Raw genomic sequence first — 19,115 nt, forward strand, 5'->3', positions numbered from 1 at the left:
CAACCCGTGCTTTGCGTACTTTACGCATGTAACGAAATATAGTCATCGCGATCTCCGCGCCATGCCGGGCGGTCCCGCGGCCAGCCTGTTTACCCGTTTTCACCAGCGAGCCCTATGCCAGAATTGCCAGAAGTCGAAGTCACGCGGCGCGGTGTCGCGCCCCATATCGAAGGACGCGCCGTGCGCGCGGTGGTGCTGCGCCGCGACGGCCTGCGCTGGCCCTTCCCGGCCGCCCTCGGCGACCAGCTGTCGGGCCAGACCATCGGCCTGACCGGCCGGCGCGGCAAATACCTGCTGATCCACTTCCAGCATGGCACGCTGATCATCCACCTGGGCATGTCGGGCCATCTGCGCGTGTTGCCGCCAGGCACTGAAGCACTCAAGCATGACCATTTCGACCTGGTGGTGTCCGGTATTGATGGCGAACAGGTGCTGCGCCTGACCGATCCGCGCCGCTTCGGCGCCGTGCTGTGGCATGACCTGGCCGACGGCCCGCTCGACACCCACGTGCTGCTGCGCGGCCTCGGCGTCGAGCCGCTGGAAGGGGCGTTTACGGGCCAGCTGCTGTTTGAAAAGACGCGCAAGCGCAACACCAATATCAAGCAGGTGCTGCTGGCCGGTGATATCGTGGTCGGCGTGGGCAATATCTATTGTTCCGAAAGCCTGTTTCGCGCGGGAATCAACCCGAAGACACCGGCCAAACGCATCGGTCTCGCGCGCTACGAAAAACTGGCGCAGGCGATCCGCGACGTGCTGGCCGAAGCCATCGTCCAGGGCGGCAGCACCCTGCGCGACTTCCTGCATGTGAACGGCCAGTCCGGCTACTTCCAGCAGACGTATTTCACCTACAACCGGACCGGCCAGCCCTGCCGCGTGTGCGGCGCGCCGATCCGGCAAATCGTGCAGGGACAGCGCTCCACGTTTTATTGCGTGAACTGTCAAAAATAAGGAAGCGTGCATGGTCAGGGACTTGGAACAATACAGCGCCTGGCGCCAGGATGTGCTGGCCGCCCTGCGCGCCTGGCAGCAGGCGGCGCAAGCGGCCGGCCTGGTCGACGGCGCCTCGGCGCTGCGCCTGGCGCGCTGCGTGTCGCGCCTGGCGGACGACCGCCTGTCGGTGGCCTTCGTGGCGGAGTTCTCGCGCGGCAAATCCGAACTGATCAACGCCATCTTCTTTGCCGACTACGGCCAGCGCATCCTGCCCTCGGGCGCCGGGCGCACCACCATGTGCCCGACCGAGCTGCTGTACGATGCGGCGTGGCAACCGTCGATCCGCCTGCTGCCGATCGAAACGCGGGCCCAGAACCTGTCGACCAGCGACTACCGCGAGCTGCCCGCCGCCTGGACGGTGTTGCCGCTGAACCTGGACGCGGGCGAAGACATGCAGGATGCCATCCGGCAAGTGAGCCTGACGCGCAAGGTCGGCGTGGAAGAAGCGGCGCGCTACGGCCTGTATGACTTTGATGATGCCGACGCGCAGGCACTGCTCGACGAGGACGGCCAGGTGGAAATTTCGATGTGGCGCCACGCCATCATCAATTTTCCGCATCCGCTGTTGAAACATGGGCTGGTGATCCTCGATACGCCCGGCCTGAACGCCATCGGCACCGAGCCCGAACTGACCCTGAACCTGATCCCGAACGCGCACGCGGTGCTGTTTATCCTGGCCGCCGACACCGGGGTCACGCGCAGCGATATCGAAGTGTGGCGCAACCATATCGGCGCCGGTGGGGGCAGCGGCCGCCTGGTGGTGCTCAATAAAATCGACAGCATGTGGGACGAGCTGCGCGGCGACGCGGAAGTGGCGCAGGCCATCGCGCGCCAGCAGGCCAGCGTGGCGCACCTGCTCAACCTCGACGCCGGCCAGGTGTTTCCCGTCTCGGCGCAAAAGGCGCTGGTGGGCAAGATCAACCACGATGACGACCTGCTGGAAAAAAGCCGCTTGCTGCCGCTGGAAGCGGCCCTGTTCAATGAACTGATACCGGCGCGCAAGAACATCATCCGGCGCCAGCTGGACTTCGACCTCGATGCGATTGTCTCCGCGCAGCAGGTGCAGTACGGCGCCCGCGCGCGCGGCATCGCCGAGCAGCTGCACGAGCTGCACAGCCTGCGCGGCAAGAACCAGAACGTGATCGCCCACATGATGCGCCGCATCGATATCGAGAAAAAGGAATTCGACAGCAGCCTGTTCAAGCTGCAGGCGACCCGCGCCGTGTTTACGCGTTTGTCGACCGAGCTGTACACCAGCCTGGGCATGGAAATCGTGCGCGACGATATCGACGCGGTGCGCCTGGCGATGCAGCGCAGCCGCTTTTTCACGGGCCTGCGCGACGCCATGCGCCAATACTTCGAACGCATCGGCCAGAACCTCGAGCGCTCCGAACGCAAAACAAGCGAGATCACGGAAATGATGCAGGTGATGTACCGCCGCTTCGCCACCGAACACGGCCTGGCGCTGGCCATGCCGATGCCGTTTTCGCTGGCGCGCTACCGCCAGGAGATCGACGATATCGAGGTGGTGTATCACAAGCAGTTCGGCACGGCCACCCTGCTCACCACCAGCCGCGTGGTGCTGATGGAAAAATTCTTCGACACCATCGCCTCGCGCGTGCGGCGCAGTTTCACCGCCGCCAATGACGACGCCAGCGCCTGGCTCAAGGTCATCATGGCGCCGCTCGAAGCACAGATCGTCGAGTACAAGGAACATCTGAAACTGCGCCTGGCCTCGATCCAGCGCATCCACGACGCCACCGGCAGCCTGGAACAGAAGATCGCCGGCTTCGAAGCATCGCTGGCGGCCCTGGAGCGCGACAAGGCGCAACTGGCGCAGCTGGGCGATTCGCTGCGCGCGGCCATCGCCGCCTGAACATTGAACTATTACCGGAATCCTGCATGAAACGTCCGCCGCATCCGCTGTCGCCCGAATCGGGCGCGGCATCGCTAGAAAACTATGTCGACCCCACTTTTTCCGCCACCGTCATCGCCTGGCAAAAGCAGCACGGCCGCCACGCGCTGCCGTGGCAGAACACGCGCGACGCCTACCTGATCTGGCTGTCCGAAATCATGCTGCAGCAAACCCAGGTGGCCGCCGTGCTGGCCTATTACGCGCGCTTCCTGGCCCGCTTCCCTACCCTGCGTTCGCTGGCCGAAGCGCCGGTGGAAGACGTGATGGCGCAGTGGAGCGGCCTGGGCTACTACACGCGCGCGCGCAACCTGCACAAGTGCGCCCAGCGCGTGGTGGCGGAATATGGCGGCGTGTTTCCCAGCGATCCCGTATTGCTGGCCGACCTGCCCGGCATCGGCCGCTCGACGGCGGCCGCCATCTCGGCCTTTTCCAGCGGCACGCGGGCGGCCATCATGGACGGCAACGTCAAGCGCGTGTTCGCGCGCGTGTTCGGCATCGACGCCTATCCCGGCGAAAAAAAGGTCGAGGAAGCGATGTGGCGGCGCGCCGAAGCGCTGCTGCCCGCAGGTGACATAAATTCCGGCATCGAATCGTATACGCAGGGCCTGATGGACCTGGGCGCGACGCTGTGCACGCGCAGCAGCCCCGATTGCGGCCGCTGCCCCTTGCTTGCGCGCTGCGTGGCCTACGCCACCGGCCGCACCAAAGAGCTGCCTGTGCGCAAGCCGAAAAAGACCAGCCCTGAAAAACACGCCGTGATGCTGGCGATCGTCGACAGCGGCCAGGTATTGCTGCAGCAGCGCCCCGGCGCCGGCATCTGGGGCGGACTACTCTCCTTGCCCGAACTCGATGGCCATGTGCTGCGCGATGGCGAGCTGCCGCGCGCGATCGACCAGCCGGCCTTGCAGCGCGCGGTGGCGCCGTTCGGCGCGATCGAGACACAGGAGTTGCTGCTGCCGATCGTGCACGTGTTCACCCACTACAAGCTGCATATCGTGCCCTGCCGCATCACCCTGTCGCACCGCCACCAGATGGCGGCGGAAGCCGGCCACGTGTGGCTCGCTGGCGACAAGGTGGCGGACGCGCCGCTGCCCGCGCCGATCAAGAAACTGCTGCTCGACCTGCTGGGCGACGCGCGCGCGGCGCAGCGCAGCATGTTCTTGTAGGTCGGATTAGCGTGGCAAAGCCCCGCGTAATCCGACACCACCACCAGCGCCAACAAGCACGTAGGTCGTATTAGCGGCGAAGCCGCGTAATCCGACAACATCGTTGGCGACGGTTACAACTCGTCGAGCGAATACAGCCGCCGGTGCTCGCGGATCGCATAGCGGTCCGTCATGCCGGCGATATAGTCGGCAATCTTGCGCGCCTGCTTCGTCACGTCATCATCCTTGATTTGATAATCGGGCGGCAGCAGGGCCGGTTCGGCCATGAAGCTGTCGTACAGTTCGCGCACGATGCGGCTCGCTTTGACGCGCATGCGGTTGACCTGGTAGTGGCGGTACAGATTGGCCCGCAAAAAACGCTTCAGTTCGGTGGCATCCTTGCGCATGGTGTCGGAAAAACGGATCAGCGCCGCGCTGGAGCGCACCTCGTCCACATTGCGTGGCGCCGCCTCGACTATCAGCTGCGTCGAGGTGGTGATCAGGTCGTCGGCCAGCGCCGTGATCAGGCGGCGCAGGGTTTCATAGATGGCGCGCCGGCCCGACAGGCCCGGATACACGGTTTGCACTTCGCGCCACAGGCGGCCAAAAAACGCCACCTGCTCCAGCTGTTCGATGGTGATCAGGCCCGAGCGCAGGCCGTCGTCGATATCATGGCTGTTGTAGGCGATTTCATCGGCCAGGTTGGTCAGCTGCGCTTCCAGGGTCGGCTGGGTGCCGTCGATAAAGCGCTGCGCCACCGGTCCCAGCGCGCGCGCATTGGTCAGCGAGCAGTGTTTCAAGATGCCTTCGCGCGTTTCGAACATCAGGTTCAGGCCGTCGAAGGCGCCGTAGTGTTCTTCCAGCGTGTCGACCACGCGCAGGCTTTGCAGATTGTGTTCGAAACCGCCATGTTCGCTCATGCAGTCGTTGAGCACGTCCTGGCCCACATGGCCGAACGGTGTGTGGCCCAGATCGTGCGCCAGGGCGATCGCTTCGACCAGGTCTTCGTTCAGGCGCAGGTTGCGCGCGATCGAGCGGCCGATCTGCGCCACTTCCAGGCTGTGCGTCAGACGCGTGCGAAACAGGTCGCCCTCGTGGTTGAGGAAGACCTGGGTCTTGTATTCGAGCCGGCGAAAGGCCGAGGAATGGATGATGCGGTCGCGGTCGCGCTGGAACTGGCTGCGCGAGGCGTGCGCCGTCTCGGCATGGCGACGTCCCTGCCCCTGTGCCGAACGGGCCGCATACGGAGCGAGGAAGTCTTCCGGCGTCATGGTCAGGCCACTCCGGCGGCCAGGGTGGCCAGCACCAGTTCATGCGGGGCGGCCGTGATCAGGGGGCTGCCCAGCGGTTTCAACAGGATGAACTTGATGGCGCCGCCCTCGTTCTTCTTGTCCACTTCCATCAGTTCCAGCCAGCGCGACACGCCCAGGTCCGGCCCCTTGACGGGCAGGCCGGCGGCAGCCACCACCCTGCGCACGCGCTCGACGGCCGCCTGGTCGATATAACCCATGCGGCACGACAGGTCGGCCGCCATCACCATGCCGCAGCCGACGGCTTCGCCGTGCAGCCACTGGCCGTAGCCCATGCCGGCCTCGATGGCGTGGCCGAAGGTGTGGCCGAAGTTCAGGATGGCGCGCAGGCCGCCTTCGCGTTCGTCCTGGCGTACCACATCGGCCTTGATTTCGCAGGAGCGGGCGATCGCATAGGCCAGCGCCCCCTTGTCGCGCGCCATCAGCTTGCCCATGTTCGCTTCGATCCAGTCGAAAAACGCCGCGTCGATGATGGCGCCATGCTTGATTACTTCGGCGAGACCTGCCGACAGCTCGCGCGCCGGCAGGGTTTCCAGGGTCGAGGTATCGGCGATCACGGCGCGCGGCTGGTAGAAGGCGCCGATCATGTTCTTGCCCAGCGGGTGGTTGATGCCGGTCTTGCCGCCGACCGAGGAGTCGACCTGCGCCAGCAGGGTGGTCGGCACCTGCACGAAGCCGATGCCGCGCATGTAGCTGGCAGCCGCATAGCCGGTCAGGTCGCCGATCACGCCGCCGCCCAGCGCCACCAGGGTGGTCTTGCGGTCGCATTTGTTGGCCAGCAGCGCATCGAAAATCTGCATCAGGCTGGCCCAGTTTTTATATTCTTCGCCGTCCGGCAGCACGATGCTGATCACCTCGCGGCCATCGCTGGCCAGCGCCGCCTGCAGGCGGCCCAGGTACAGCGGAGCGACGGTGGTATTGGTGACGATGGCCACCTTGTGGCCGCTGATATGGCGCAGCAGCGCGTCGGCGTCGGCCAGGAGGCCGGGGCCGATGGCGATCGGGTAGCTGCGTTCGTCGAGGTCTACGCTCAACAACATTTTGGATTGCTCGTTCATCGAAGGCTCTGCGTGAATGACGCAGTTGGGCGAGGCCTCGCATTCGAGGCTGGCCAGCTGCATCAGGATGGTCTGGACCATCGATTGTACGTTAGGACGGCCGGTATCGATGACGATGTCGGCCACTTCCAGGTATTGCGGCTCGCGCTGCGCCGTCAGGTTTTCCAGCGTCTTGCGCGGATCGGCCGTTTGCAGCAGCGGGCGGTTCTTGTCGTGGCTGGTGCGCGCCAGGATGTTGGTCACGCTGGCGCGCAGGTAGATCACCGTGCCGCGCTCTTTCAGAAAGGCGCGGCTTTCCGCATTCATCACCGCGCCGCCGCCGGTGGCCATGACCAGGCCTTCCTGGGCGCTCAAGTCGCGGATCACCTCGGCTTCGCGCCGGCGAAAGCTCGGCTCTCCCTCGATCTCGAAGATCCACGGGATCGAGGCCCCGGTACGGGCTTCGATCTCGTGGTCGGAATCGACAAAGCGCAAGCCCAGCTTGCGGGCCAGGATGCGCCCGATCGTGGTTTTGCCCGCGCCCATGAGGCCGACAAGGAAGATATTACGGTTAGAAGTTTCAGACACTATTTGCATTTCACTCAGGCAATAACTCGGTACTTCCGCTATCGCCCCGTGGCTCCATTATTGGCATGTGAACGTCAGTTTAAACGGATAGCTTGTTGTTAGTAAACGTGGGCTTATCACGTTGACATTAAAGGTAGCCGTTCTTGGACTGCAATTGTCCGCTGGCGCACTGACCGTCACGATATGGCGGGTGCCCTGATCCACGTCGTTCGCTACCGTACTGTCAGGGAAAATCTTCTGTACCGCAGGGGGCGAAACACCGCTGCTGGCGGCATTGCTGATATTGGCCACTTCAATCCGCGTGCCGCTGGGCATCGGGTTGCCGTTCACATCGCTGACACGCAAGGTGAATACCTTGGGTACCGTCCAACTGGCAATGCCAAGGTCATTGACCACATTTTTTGTCAGGACCACGGCATCGTCACGCAATACCCGTCCCGGTTCGCTGCCGCTGATAAAAAAGCTGATGCTGTCAAAGATCGGCACGGCCGTACCATCGCTGGTGCTGGCGCAGATGGTGCCGACACCAGCGCGCGTACTGTCACTGGCGACACGATTGCATACGGTGGCGGGGGTATTGGGAACGGGGCTACGTGGTTCCTGCGAGCGGAAATCGACCGAGCAGGCGCCATTGACCGAGGTACAGCCGCCGCGACTGGCGCTGCCGACCACGCCGACATTGGACTGGAAGACGACCGGGGTGCCATCGGCCACCGGGTTGCCGAATTTGTCGCCCATGGCCACGTTCACTGTTGCCGATGGCGCACTACCATTGGCATCGACATTGAGGCCTTCGACATTGCTGTCGCTGATGCTCAGGGAGAATGCTTTTTGTACTGGCGTGCCGGTCGACACCACGATGGTATCGGACAACGTGGAAATCTCGCGTCCGGCTGCCGTCGTGAACTTCGCACGGATACGGAAAGACAATGGCGTATCGCGCGAACTGACACTGGTGGTCACCTCGCCGTTTGCATCGGTCGAAGCCAAGTCCGGCGCCAGGTCAACCGGGGCATTGACATCGGCTTTCTCGAACGTCACTTTCAAGCCTTGCAATGGGTTGTTGAAGGTATCAAAGGCACGGAATTTCAAGGTTGCCGTTTCGCTGCGCAGCAAGCCGCCCTGGCCTCGAATGACGATGGCCTTGTCGCTCGGTATGGCCGAGGTAAATTGAATCGACGCAGGCTGTGGCGGCGCAATTGCCAGCGTTGCGCTGCGACTGCCGGTGACCCCGCTGGCCGTCGCCGAAATAACATCGTTGGCGCCACAACCCCGGTCACGGTAGGTAGCACGCGCAGTGCCATCGGCCGTCTGCACCAGCGTCGCAAACGTCGCCTTGCCGGCGGCCACGCAGGTGGAGCTGAAATTGACGGCGATGCTCTGATCGGTGTATTTCACCCCATTCGACATGACATCGAGCGCTACCTGGGTCGAGCCGTAGGCGTCCAGCGATGGCGCTTCAAAGATGATGTTGCCGAAAGCCAGAGCGGTTGCGCCTACCATGTAGTTGATCGTGCTGGTGGTGGTGGTGCCATTCAGGACGACCGCCGCCGTCAAGGTACCCGCGCCGGCAGCGGCAAGACTGAAGGGGCGCAGTGTCACACGCGCCTCGCCATTCCTGTCGGTGAGCACCGTCCCGTTGGCAGGCGCCAGGATGGCCAGCGTCTCGTTACTGGTAGCGAACACCACCATTGCATTCGCCAGGACAGCGCCGTTCTGGTCCTTGACCAGCGCCACGCCCGTCAACGGCGTCGCGCTGGACAAGGTATTGCTGTTGCTGCCTGAAGCATTTAACAGGGAAACGCTGATACTGGCCTTGGACGCCGCTGCGGCAGCAACCTGGTAATTGGCCTCGCCGCTGACGATGACCGCACCCTGGGTCACTGTGGCGGTCACCTTGCCGGCACCGCTGGCGGCAGGGTCGGCGGGACGCAGGGTGACCACCGCCACGCCTTTGGCGTCCGTCAAGGCGGTACCAACAGCGGGGGTCAGGGTGACCAGGCTGGCTGGCGTCGTGAAAGTGACCAGCGCATTGGCGACCGGCGCACCACTTTTGTCGAGCACCACCGCCCGGGCCGTCAAGGCGGCGGTGGCGCTGACGGTGTTGCTGGCGGCGCCATTGGCGTCCAGCAGGCTGACACTGACTGCCGCCGGCACGCTGCCCACCACGCCACCACCACCGCCGCCATCGAGGGTCGGATCGCCGCCACCGCCACCACAGGCAGCCAGCAGCATGGCCAGGCTCATGGCAAACAGCCAGTTACATGCCCGACTCCAATAAGTGTTGCCAAAAGAAATATTCCGCATAGTCGCCATCAGTCCGCTTTCGTCAGCATTGTTACTTAAACGTAAAGATGTGACATTAACGTGTTGAGGGCCTCTCTGCCACTATTTTCGGCGTAATAAAGACCATCAGCTCGGTTTTTTCTTGACTGCGGCCCGTGCTGCGGAAAAAAACACCGAGCAGCGGGATATCGCCCAACAGCGGGACCTTGCTTTGCGTGCCCCTCTCCGATTGCTGGTAAATACCGCCCAGCACCACCGTGCCGCCGTCCTCGACCATGACCTGCGTCCTGACGTGCTTGGTGTCGATGGCAAAGCCCGAGCGCGTTTCCTGGCCCACGCTGTCCTTGTTCACATCGACTTCCAGCACCACGTTGCCGTCCGGCGTGATCTGCGGCGTCACTTCCAGGCGCAGATTGGCCTTGCGAAAGGTGATCGAGGTGGCGCCGCTGCTGGTGGCCACCTGGTAGGGCAATTCGATGCCCTGCTCGATCAGCGCCAGCACCTTGTCGGCCGTAACCACGCGCGGACTGGAAATGATCTTGCCCTTGCCGTCCGCCTCCAGCGCCGACAGTTCCAGGTTCAGGAAGCGGTTGGCGGCGGCCGAAAACAGGCTCAGGGCAAAGCTGGCCGGCGGCAGGCCGTTGATGCTGGCCGCCGGCAGGTTGACGAACTGGGTGTTCGGCACATAGGCGCCGGCGCCCGCCACCGCCTGGCCGGTCGCCTCGCCCACGCCCTCGTAGGTGCCGCCCATAAGCGCGCGCCGCCCGCCGCCGACGGCAAAACCGGGCTGGCCACCCTGGGCCAGGCGCTGGTCGGCAAAGCCCAGGCGCGCGCCGAGGTTGCGGCTGAAACTGTCGTTGGCCTCGACGATGCGCGCCTCGATCAGCACCTGCCGGGTCGCCACGTCGGTTTTGGCGATCAGCAGGCGGATCTGCTCCAGGCGCGCCGGCACGTCGCTGACGAACAATTGATTGGTACGCGGCTCGATCAGCACGCTGCCGCGCCGCGACAGCAGCCGGCTGCGCCCCTCGCCCGCGTCCAGGCCAAACACGGTGCGAAACGCTTCGGCTTTCTGGTAGTTCAGCTGGAACACGGCCGACTGCACGGGTTCGAGCTCGGCGATCTGCGCGCGCTGCTCCAGTTCGAGTTTTTCGCGCGCCAGGATTTCCTCGCGCGGCGCGATCCACAGCACATTGCCAGTGCGCCGCATATCGAGGCCCCTGGCCTGCAGCAGCACGTCGAGCGCCTGGTCCCACGGCAGTTCGCGCAGGCGCAAGGTGAGATTGCCGGCCACGCTGTCGCTGGCGATGATGTTCTGCCCGGAAGCATCGGCCAGCATATGCAGCGCCGCGCGCACCGAGACGTTCTGGAAATCGATGGAGATCGGTTCGCCCGCATACAGGCGCGGCGCCGTTACCTGCACTTGCGCCGGCGCGTCCTGCGCGCCGGCGCCCAAGGGCCAGGCCAGCACAATGAGCAGCAGCAAAAGGCCTGGCTTCATTTGTCCGCCTCCTTGCCGGCCGCGCCCGCCACCTGCAAGGCCAGGCTGCCGCGCCGTTCGCGCCAGGCGCCGCCGGCGTCCTGCGCCACTTCGCGGTAGGTGATGGCTTGCTCGGAAATCGCCGTCACCACGCCGTGATCCTGGCCCAGGTACTGGCCGGCCGCGACCCGGTACAGGCGCCCGTTCGCCTGCAGCAAGGCGTCGAGCCGGCCATGCTGGCGCAGGCTGCCGACCATCGCCATGGCGGACAGGGCGACGCTTTCAAGCGGCTCGCGCACGCGGCGCGGATCGGGCGCGGCCACGCCGGCGGCGGCGGGCCGCACGCTGGCGGCGGCGCCGAACGGATCGGGCAGATCGCTGGCGCTGTAGTCGCGCGGCACCAAGGGCTTGGGCGGGCGCGGCGGTACAGTCGTCCTGCTTGCCTTCATGCCGCTCATGCGCTTTTGCTCCTGCGCGTCAGGCAGGCGATAGGCGCGCAGCACGGCGTCCAGGGTCAGTGCGCCCTCCTGGTTCGCCTGGACCGCCAGGCCATGCACGGTCACGATGCGCGGCAGATAGGCCAGGTCGGCCATGAAGGCGCCAAGGGCGTGGTAGCCGCCGCGCACCCTGATGGCGATCGGCATGGCCACGTAATGCGCTTGCGGCAGCGGCGCGGCCGGCTTGAACAACTCGAACTGCAGGCCGCGCGCCAGTCCCGCCTGGTTGATAGCGGACAGCAGCGCGGGCATCTCCTGCTGGCGCGGCAATTGCCGCTCCAGGGCGGCCAGGGTGGCGGCGGCTTCCTGTTGCCGCGCGCGCAGCTGCGGCAATTGCCCGGCCTGGGCCTGGGCCTGGCCGTGCGCCGCGCGCAGCGACCCGGTGTGCGCCTGCGCCGCCTGCCAGCTCGCCACCAGGCTGTCCAGTTGCGCCAGCCACGCCAGCGCCAAAGTCAAACCCGCCAGCAGGCCGGCGCATGCAAGGCGGGTACCACGGGGCCACAAGGCCATCTGTTTCAGGCTGGACATGGCTAGTCTCCCGGCAAACCATCGGCAGGCAAGGTCCAGTGCACGGCCAGCTCCACGCCGCTCTTCGCTGCCGGCGTGGCTGGCGAGCGCACTTCCTGCAGTTGCGGCGTGGAACCGGGCAAGGCTTGCGCCAGCGCCAGCAGCAGCGCCGAGACGGCTTGCTGCGACGGCGCCCTGCCCGCCAGCATCAGGCGCGCGCCGTCCTGGCGCAGGCTGTTAAGGCTGACGCCGTCCGGCACGGCGCGGGCCAGGGCGTCGAGCACGATCACGGCGTCATTGCGCCGCGCCTGCAACAGGTGGACGGCATGCTGGCGCGCCGCCAGCGCCGCCGTTTCGCGCTGCGCCAGCCGGGCCGCCGCCAGCGCCCCCTCGCGCTCGCGCAAGGCCACCTGCCAGGTGGCCTGCTGGCGCGCCTGGTCGCCGATGGCGAGGACCAGGGCAAGACCGGCCGCCAGCGCCAGCGCCGCGCCCAGCAGCACGCCGCCGGCCAGCTGGCGCAGCACCCCAAGCTCGCGCTGGCGGCGTGCCGCCGCCCGGTGCGGCAGCAGATTGATCGATACCGGCGCGTTCGCACTCATCTGGCAAACCCGTGCAGGGCCAGTCCCCAGGCCAGCTGGAAGGCCGCGCCATCGGCCAAGGCTTGCCAGCCGCCATGCGCCGTGCCGGCACGCAGGGCCAGCGCTGCGCTGTCCATCACCACCGCCTGCAAGCCCGCCCTGGCCGCCGCATCGAGGCGGCGCTGCACGCTGGAGCGCCGCGCCGCCACCAGCAGTATGTCGAGCTCGGCACTGTCTTTTTCCGGGCCGACGGGCGGCGCCGCTCCCATGATGCAAAAATCCAGGCTGGCGTCCTCGACGGCAAACGGCATGTATTGCGCCGCTTCCAGCTCCACCAGGATTTCCAGCTGCTCCTCGGGCAAACCCGCCGGCAGGCGCACGGCCTGCGTGATCAGGCTGCTGGCGGGCATGGCCAGCGCCACCCGCCTGCAACGGCTGCCGCTGGCCTGGCACGCCTGGCGCAGCAGGCCGGCCAGCGCCTCGATATCGTCGACATTGCCGTCAAACAGCACGCCGGGTGGCAAGGCCTTCATGGCATGGTGGCGGCAATGCAAGGCGCCAAGGCGCCGCGCCAGTTCGACCACGCGGATGGCGTCGTCGCCGATATCGATGCCCAGCAGGCCAGGTTTATTCAAGGAAAACATGGTCACTCCCCCCTTGCGTCCTCCAAAATGCTATTCCCTGCCCGGCCCGGCTGACAACCGCTTTCCGGCCGGCTTCTGCGGCACAGTGCGCCTATCTGCAGGGAAGCTGATCTGGCGCAGGACAATTGTTACCAAATCCTTGTTGCCAGCCAGCACAGACACGCTTATATAGAGTACCGACAAGAGTTCCGCAGCCCGCCTGGCGCGCCGTCCCACCGGCAAGCTCGCTTATAATTGGCCCGCATAAATTAACTGAAAGACATAACGCGCATGACTTCTTCCACCTCCGCTGGCAACGCTGGCTCGAAGCCGCCCAACAAGGGCGGCAAACCCAAACGCTTTTTGCTGATGGCCCTGGTATCGCTGGTGGGCGCGGCCGCAGTCGGCGTGTTGCTGGTGGTGTTTGGCCTGGCGATGGCGTATCCGAACCTGCCGGCGCTCGACACCCTGACCGATTACCGGCCGAAGATGCCGCTGCGGATCTTTACCAGCGACGGCGTGCTGATCGGCGAGTTTGGCGAAGAGCGGCGCAATATGGTGCACATCAAGGATATTCCCGATGTCATGAAAAAGGCCGTGCTGGCCATCGAGGACGACCGCTTCTATGAACACGGCGGCGTCGATTACCTGGGCATCACGCGCGCGGCGCTGCACAACCTGACCGGCGGCGCCAAGCAAGGCGCGTCGACCATCACGCAGCAGGTGGCGCGCAATTTCTTCCTGTCCAGCGAGCAGACCCTGAAGCGCAAGGCCTATGAAGTCTTGTTGGCCTGGAAGATCGAGAAAAATCTCAGCAAGGACCAGATCCTGGAAGTCTATATGAACCAGATCTACCTGGGCCAGCGCGCCTACGGCTTTGCCTCGGCCGCGCAAATCTATTTCGGCAAGAATATCCGCGACCTGACTGTCGCCGAGGCGGCCATGTTGGCCGGCCTGCCAAAAGCACCGTCGGCCTACAATCCGGTGGTCAACCCGAAACGCGCCCGGGTGCGCCAGCAGTACATTTTGCAGCGCATGGCGCAGCTCGGCTATATCACGCCGGCCCAGTACGAGGAAGCCAAACATGAAGAACTGAAGGTCAAGACCGACAGCAGCGCCTTTGGCGTGCATGCGGAATATGTGTCGGAGATGGCGCGCCAGCTGATCTATGAACAATTCAAGGAAGACACGTACACGCGCGGCCTGAACGTCTACACCACCATTACCAAGGCCGACCAGGACGCCGCCTATATCGCGCTGCGCAAGGGTGTGATGGATTACGAAAAACGCCACGGCTACCGCGGCCCGGAAGCGTATATCGAGATTCCGAAAACCAAGGCCGAAGCCGACGATGCGATCGAAACGGAACTGGCCGACCATCCGGACAGCGACGACATCATCGGCGCCATGGTGCTGCAGGCCTCGCCGAAATCGTTGCAGGCGGTGACTTCGGCCGGCGAGGAAATCAGCATCACCGGCCCTGGCCTGACATTCGGCGCGGCCTGGCTGTCGGAAAAAGCGGCGCCCAACCGCCGCATCCGCCGTGGCGCCGTGATCCGCGTCATGCGCGATGACGACAAATGGGTGCTGACCCAAATGCCGGAAGTGCAGTCGGCGTTCGTGTCGGCCAGCACCACCGACGGGGCGATTCGCGCCATGGTGGGCGGCTTCGATTACAACCGCAACAAGTTCAACCACGTGACGCAGGCGTGGCGCCAGCCGGGTTCGGCCTTCAAGCCCTTTATCTATTCCGCTTCGCTCGAACGCGGTCTGTCGCCGGCGACCATCATCAACGACGCGCCGATCTCGTTCGATGCCGGCCAGACGGGCGGCCAGGCGTGGGAACCGAAGAACTACGACAGCAAGTACGACGGGCCGATGACCATGCGCAAGGGCCTGATGAAATCGAAAAACATGATTTCGATCCGCATCCTGCACAAGATCGGCGCCAAGTACGGCCAGGAATACGCGACCCGCTTCGGCTTTGACGCCGACAAGAACCCGCCCTACCTGACGCTGGCGCTGGGCGCCGGCAATGTCACGCCGCTGCAGATGGCCGGCGCCTATGCCGTGTTCGCCAACGGCGGCTACAAGATCAACCCTTACCTGATCGCCAAGGTCACCGACAGCGACGGCAAGGTCTTGTCGGAAGCCAACCCTGACAAGGCAGGCGAAGAAGCCAACCGCGTGATCGACGAGCGCAACGCCTTCATGATGAACAGCATGCTCAACGACGTGGTGCGCTTCGGCACGGCCGCCAAGGCGATGGCCCTGAAGCGCCCTGACCTGGCCGGCAAGACGGGCACCACCAACGACTCGATCGACGCCTGGTTCGCCGGCTACCAGGCCAAGCTGGTGGGCATCGCCTGGATCGGCTACGACCAGCCGCGCAACCTGGGCAACCGCGAAACGGGCGGCGGCCTGGCCTTGCCGATCTGGATCAGTTACATGGCGAAAGCCCTGAAAAGCATCCCGGTCGAAGAACGCGCGGTACCGGAAGGCCTGATACGCGTGGGCGACGAGTATTACTATGCGGAAAATCCACCGGGCACGGGCGTGGGCAGCCTGGAAGGCGCGGCGCGCGGCACGCCGGAGGAAGAGAAAGCCAAGGAAGCCGTCAAGAACGAGCTCTTCTAGACTTCGTAGGTCGGGTTAGGCCGCAGGCCGTAACCCGACAATATTGTTGACGTCTGCGGTGTTGTCGGATTACGCGCGGCTTCGCCGCGCTAAACCGACCTACCTTGTTTTGACGTTACTTCAACACCACCGTCGCGCCGGCCTGCTCGCTGGCCATGCTCGACAAGGCCGCGAACAGCTCCGAGCCGTCGCGCGTATTGACCCACTCGTCGCCATCGCGCTTGTAGTGAAAGCCGCCGGAACGGGCCGCCACCCACATTTCGCGCATCGGCGCCTGGCTGTTGACGATGATTTTCGTGCCGTTGTCGATAAACTCGATTTCCAGCACATTGCCGCTGCGGCTGCATTCGACGTCGAGCACGTCCTCATCGTTGAGCCGGTCCAGCGCCGCCTCGATCTGGTTCAGGGTGGCTTCGGCCAAGGCCAGGAATTCCGATTCGCTCATGCTACACTCCAAAGATCTTAATCAAACCGTGATTCTAATCGTGAAGTCATCCTCAGCGTTTTATATCGGCATTGCCATTGTGGTCTCTAGCGTCCTGGCAGGCTGCGGCCAGCCCGGCCCCCTCTACCTGCCCAAGCCGCCCGCGGCCAAGCCAGCGGCCAAGGGCCCGGTCGAACCAGCGGCGGTGCCGCCGCCACCGGTGATCGTGCCGGCGCCCTAGCGCACCAGTTTCGCGTTCTGCACGCGGCGGTTCCAGGCGAAATAGACGCGGATCAGCAGCAGCAGCGCGACGATGCAGCCAAACAGGATGGGCTGGGCGAAGTTGTTCTTGCCTGCCTTCATCCACCAGTAATGCAAGATGCCCAGCGGCGCGATCAGATACACCAGCCGGTGCAACCACTGCCAGCGCTTGCCGCCCAGGCGCTTGACCATGCCGTTGGTGCTGGTCACGGCCAGCGGGATCAGCAGCACGAAGGCGATAAAGCCGACCGTGATGAACGGACGCCTGAGCACATCTTTCCACATTGCCGCCAGATCGAAGAAATGATCGAACCATAGAAACGTGGTGAAGTGCAGGCTGGCGTAGAAAAACGCGAACAGGCCCAGCATGCGGCGCAGCTTGATCAGCCAGTGCCACTGTGTGAAGCGCCGCAAGGGCGTAACGCCCAGGCCGATACACAGGAAATACAGGGTCCAGTCGCCGGTGCCGCGCGTAATGAATTCGAGCGGCTCGACCAATTGGCCCGAGTACGTCAGCCACACCATGCGCGCGAACGGCAGCAGCGCCAGCACAAAGATGACGGCCTTGATCAGCGACAGCTGCCGTGGCGTGGGATGGAAAGCCATGTCTTGCCCTGTTAAAAGAATTTCTTCAAGTCCATGCCGGCGTACAGCGACGCCACGTCGTTATAGCCGTTGTACATCAGCGTCTTGCGCTTGCGCGCCAGGAAACCGTCTTCGCCGATGCGGCGTTCGCTGGCCTGCGACCAGCGCGGATGGTCGACGTTCGGGTTCACGTTGGAATAAAAACCGTATTCGGACGGCGCCGACAAATTCCACGAGGTGCGTGGCTGGTCTTTCACGAAACGGATCTTGACGATGGACTTGGCCGATTTGAAGCCATATTTCCACGGCAACACCATGCGCACCGGCGCGCCGTTCTGGTTCGGCAGGGTTTCGCCATACATGCCCAGGGTCAGCAGCGCCAGCGGGTGATTGGCTTCATCGATGCGCAGGCCTTCCGTGTAGGGCCACTGCAGCACGCGGCTGCCGACACCGGGCATCTGCTTGTTGTCGGCCAGGGTAATGAATTCCACATACTTGGCGTTGCCGGTCGGCTCGACCTTCTTGATGATCTCGGAGAAGGAGTAGCCGACCCACGGGATCACCATCGACCAGCCTTCCACGCAGCGCAAACGATAGACGCGCTCTTCCAGTGGTGCGAGTTTGAGCAGCGCATCGAGATCCAGCGTCATCGGCTTCTTGACTTCGCCTTCGATGGCGACCGTCCACGGCCGCGTGCGCAAGGTGCCCGCGTTTTGCGCCGGATCGCTCTTGTCGGTGCCAAACTCGTAGAAATTGTTATAGGTGGTGGCGTCCTTGTAGGCCGTCTGCTTGTCCAGCGCCGAATAGGCGGGATTCAATTTGGCGGCCAGCTTGGGATGGGTGCCCTGGGCGAACGCCTCGCGGTTCATCATTTCCAGCAGGGCCGCGCTGGAGACGGCGCCGACGGCCGCCTGCCGGATAAAGCTGCGGCGCGCTTCGAACACGGCGCGCGGCGTAATTTCGGATGAGAACGGTAATTCGATACCGTTGGGACTGCGCTTGATCAACATGGCGGCTCCGGAAAAGTGGTGGTTATCTGCACCTTACACCAGTTTCCGTAGCCGTTCATGACGGTTGCGTCATCTAAGACAACCTTAAAGTTTGCCGTAAGAATGCAAGCCTGACAGGAACATGTTGACACCTAAAAACGCAAACGTGGTGACCATCAAGCCCACCAGCGCCCACCAGGCAGCGACGCGGCCACGCAGGCCCGTCATCAAGCGCATGTGCAGCCAGGCCGCATAGTTGAGCCAGACGATCAGGGCCCAGGTTTCCTTCGGATCCCACGACCAGTAGCCGCCCCATGCCTCGGCCGCCCACAGCGCGCCCAGGATGGTCGCTACCGTGAAGAAAGCGAAGCCGACCGAAATGGCCTTGTACATCACGTCGTCGAGCACTTCCAGCGACGGCAGGCGGTCGACCAGGTAGCCGCTCGATTTGAGCAGGTAGGCCGAGGCCACCATGGCCGACAGCGAGAAAGTGCCGTAGCCGATGAAGTTGGCCGGCACGTGGATCTTCATCCACCAGCTTTGCAGGGCCGGCACCAGCGGCTGGATATCGGCCGCGTCGCGCGTGACGGTGTACCACAGCAAAAACACCACGGCGGCGGAAATGACCAGCATGACGAAGGCGCCCAGCTGGCGCGTCGCATAGTGCTGCTCGTAGTACAGGTAGAACATGGCCGTGATCAGCGAAAACAGGATGAACACTTCATACAGGTTCGATACGGGAATATGGCCCACGTCGGCGCCGATCAGGTAGGACTCATACCAGCGCACCAGCATGCCCGTCAGGCCCAGCACCACGCCGGCCCAGCACAGCAAGGAGCCGACCGAGGAACCGAACTCCGAACGCGCCATCAGGCCGATCCAGTAGAACAGGGTCGACAGCACGAACAAGGTGCCCATCCACAAAATCGCGGACTGGCTGGACAACATATATTTGAGGAAAAATTTCTGGTTTGCCATGTCCAGCTGGCCACCGTAGAGCTCGATGGCAAACAAGGACAGCACGGCCGCCAGCGGGATCAGCCAGCGCACCGGTTTCCAGTACCAGCCCAGCCAGGCAAAGGTCGGCGCCGCCGCCAGCAAAATGACTTTTTCATAGATGTCCATGAAGGCGCCAAAATGCACCAGGCCGTACAGCGAAGCGGCCAGCAGGCCCGCGCCATACAGCCAGTCAACCAGGCCCAGGCGCTTGAAAAAGCCGGGCTCTTGCGTATAGATCTGTTTGTTTGCCAATTCCATGTTTTT

At 64.0% G+C, this 19,115-nt stretch carries 15 protein-coding genes and 1 pseudogene; 5 read left to right on the forward strand and 11 right to left on the reverse strand.

Translation table 11 applies throughout. From position 1 onward, the window contains the following. The first annotated feature begins 114 nt into the window (after positions 1-114). Genes mutM through mutY form a run of 3 tightly spaced genes read left to right on the forward strand, consistent with a single transcriptional unit; the run spans position 115 to position 4,071 of the window. Positions 115-948: a bifunctional DNA-formamidopyrimidine glycosylase/DNA-(apurinic or apyrimidinic site) lyase gene (mutM, locus tag ASR47_RS22945; protein WP_065310116.1), complete on the forward strand. Its 834-nt coding sequence runs from the start codon at positions 115-117 to the stop codon at positions 946-948. A 10-nt stretch (positions 949-958) separates the two neighbouring features. Beyond that, positions 959-2,866, forward strand: coding sequence for a dynamin family protein (locus ASR47_RS22950; RefSeq protein ID WP_065310117.1), 1,908 nt, complete (start codon positions 959-961; stop codon positions 2,864-2,866). 26 nt (positions 2,867-2,892) lie between these two features. Next, positions 2,893-4,071 (forward strand): A/G-specific adenine glycosylase, encoded by a 1,179-nt coding sequence (mutY, locus tag ASR47_RS22955; RefSeq protein ID WP_065310119.1) that lies wholly within the window; start codon positions 2,893-2,895, stop codon positions 4,069-4,071. 113 nt (positions 4,072-4,184) lie between these two features. Here the strand turns inward: mutY and ASR47_RS22960 are convergent, their stop codons facing one another. The 7 genes and pseudogenes from ASR47_RS22960 to pilM form a co-directional block, all read right to left on the reverse strand. Further along, on the reverse strand, positions 4,185-5,321 hold the full coding sequence (locus tag ASR47_RS22960) for a deoxyguanosinetriphosphate triphosphohydrolase (protein WP_065310120.1): 1,137 nt from the start codon (positions 5,319-5,321) through the stop codon (positions 4,185-4,187). A 2-nt stretch (positions 5,322-5,323) separates the two neighbouring features. After that, complete coding sequence (gene aroKB / locus ASR47_RS22965; protein WP_065310122.1) at positions 5,324-6,943, reverse strand: bifunctional shikimate kinase/3-dehydroquinate synthase AroKB; 1,620 nt, start codon at positions 6,941-6,943, stop codon at positions 5,324-5,326. Positions 6,944-7,042: 99 nt separating this feature from the next. Further along, positions 7,043-9,154, reverse strand: coding sequence for an Ig-like domain-containing protein (locus ASR47_RS22970; RefSeq protein ID WP_171899023.1), 2,112 nt, complete (start codon positions 9,152-9,154; stop codon positions 7,043-7,045). A gap of 193 nt (positions 9,155-9,347) precedes the next feature. Further along, a pseudogene (locus ASR47_RS22975) lies at positions 9,348-10,670 on the reverse strand (type IV pilus secretin PilQ); the annotation flags it as partial. Positions 10,671-10,768: 98 nt separating this feature from the next. Then, the gene (locus ASR47_RS22980) at positions 10,769-11,776 is read right to left on the reverse strand and encodes a pilus assembly protein PilP (RefSeq protein WP_065310125.1); all 1,008 of its coding nucleotides are present in this window, start codon (positions 11,774-11,776) and stop codon (positions 10,769-10,771) included. Positions 11,777-11,778: 2 nt separating this feature from the next. Then, entirely contained in the window at positions 11,779-12,354 is a 576-nt protein-coding gene (locus ASR47_RS22985) for a PilN domain-containing protein (protein WP_065310126.1), read from the reverse strand. Next, positions 12,351-12,977, reverse strand: coding sequence for a type IV pilus biogenesis protein PilM (gene pilM, locus ASR47_RS22990; protein ID WP_065310127.1), 627 nt, complete (start codon positions 12,975-12,977; stop codon positions 12,351-12,353). The genes ASR47_RS22985 and pilM overlap by 4 nt, the downstream gene beginning before the upstream one ends. 270 nt (positions 12,978-13,247) lie before the next feature. Between pilM and ASR47_RS22995 the strand changes: the two genes are divergently transcribed. Beyond that, entirely contained in the window at positions 13,248-15,593 is a 2,346-nt protein-coding gene (locus ASR47_RS22995; RefSeq protein ID WP_065310128.1) for a penicillin-binding protein 1A, read from the forward strand. A 115-nt stretch (positions 15,594-15,708) separates the two neighbouring features. Here the strand turns inward: ASR47_RS22995 and cyaY are convergent, their stop codons facing one another. Continuing rightward, entirely contained in the window at positions 15,709-16,038 is a 330-nt protein-coding gene (cyaY, locus tag ASR47_RS23000; protein ID WP_065310129.1) for an iron donor protein CyaY, read from the reverse strand. Positions 16,039-16,078: 40 nt separating this feature from the next. Between cyaY and lptM the strand changes: the two genes are divergently transcribed. Continuing rightward, positions 16,079-16,258, forward strand: a complete 180-nt coding sequence (gene lptM / locus ASR47_RS23005; RefSeq protein WP_217270620.1) for an LPS translocon maturation chaperone LptM — start codon at positions 16,079-16,081, stop codon at positions 16,256-16,258. Here lptM and ASR47_RS23010 read toward each other — a convergent pair. From ASR47_RS23010 to ccsB, 3 genes are all read right to left on the reverse strand, one after another. Continuing rightward, a complete protein-coding gene (locus ASR47_RS23010; RefSeq protein WP_065310131.1) occupies positions 16,255-16,884 on the reverse strand; it encodes a protein-methionine-sulfoxide reductase heme-binding subunit MsrQ in 630 nt (209 codons plus the stop codon). The two genes, lptM and ASR47_RS23010, sit on opposite strands and share 4 nt — an antisense overlap. 11 nt (positions 16,885-16,895) lie before the next feature. Further along, positions 16,896-17,873: a protein-methionine-sulfoxide reductase catalytic subunit MsrP gene (gene msrP / locus ASR47_RS23015; RefSeq protein WP_065310132.1), complete on the reverse strand. Its 978-nt coding sequence runs from the start codon at positions 17,871-17,873 to the stop codon at positions 16,896-16,898. An 84-nt stretch (positions 17,874-17,957) separates the two neighbouring features. Next, positions 17,958-19,109, reverse strand: a complete 1,152-nt coding sequence (gene ccsB, locus ASR47_RS23020) for a c-type cytochrome biogenesis protein CcsB (RefSeq protein WP_065310319.1) — start codon at positions 19,107-19,109, stop codon at positions 17,958-17,960. Positions 19,110-19,115: the final 6 nt, after the last annotated feature.

This window comes from Janthinobacterium psychrotolerans (genome assembly GCF_001677885.1).
Classification (GTDB): domain Bacteria; phylum Pseudomonadota; class Gammaproteobacteria; order Burkholderiales; family Burkholderiaceae_D; genus Janthinobacterium; species Janthinobacterium psychrotolerans.

Bases quoted from the DNA above. Each gene is read 5' to 3' on its own strand.
- mutM (WP_065310116.1), top strand. From the start codon at position 115: ATGCCAGAATTGCCAGAAGTCGAAGTCACGCGGCGCGGTGTCGCGCCC.
- ASR47_RS22950 (WP_065310117.1), top strand. From the start codon at position 959: ATGGTCAGGGACTTGGAACAATACAGCGCCTGGCGCCAGGATGTGCTG.
- mutY (WP_065310119.1), top strand. From the start codon at position 2,893: ATGAAACGTCCGCCGCATCCGCTGTCGCCCGAATCGGGCGCGGCATCG.
- ASR47_RS22960 (WP_065310120.1), bottom strand. From the start codon at position 5,321: ATGACGCCGGAAGACTTCCTCGCTCCGTATGCGGCCCGTTCGGCACAG.
- aroKB (WP_065310122.1), bottom strand. From the start codon at position 6,943: ATGGGCGCGGGCAAAACCACGATCGGGCGCATCCTGGCCCGCAAGCTG.
- ASR47_RS22980 (WP_065310125.1), bottom strand. From the start codon at position 11,776: ATGTCCAGCCTGAAACAGATGGCCTTGTGGCCCCGTGGTACCCGCCTT.
- ASR47_RS22985 (WP_065310126.1), bottom strand. From the start codon at position 12,354: ATGAGTGCGAACGCGCCGGTATCGATCAATCTGCTGCCGCACCGGGCG.
- pilM (WP_065310127.1), bottom strand. From the start codon at position 12,977: ATGTTTTCCTTGAATAAACCTGGCCTGCTGGGCATCGATATCGGCGAC.
- ASR47_RS22995 (WP_065310128.1), top strand. From the start codon at position 13,248: ATGACTTCTTCCACCTCCGCTGGCAACGCTGGCTCGAAGCCGCCCAAC.
- cyaY (WP_065310129.1), bottom strand. From the start codon at position 16,038: ATGAGCGAATCGGAATTCCTGGCCTTGGCCGAAGCCACCCTGAACCAG.
- ASR47_RS23010 (WP_065310131.1), bottom strand. From the start codon at position 16,884: ATGGCTTTCCATCCCACGCCACGGCAGCTGTCGCTGATCAAGGCCGTC.
- msrP (WP_065310132.1), bottom strand. From the start codon at position 17,873: ATGTTGATCAAGCGCAGTCCCAACGGTATCGAATTACCGTTCTCATCC.
- ccsB (WP_065310319.1), bottom strand. From the start codon at position 19,109: ATGGAATTGGCAAACAAACAGATCTATACGCAAGAGCCCGGCTTTTTC.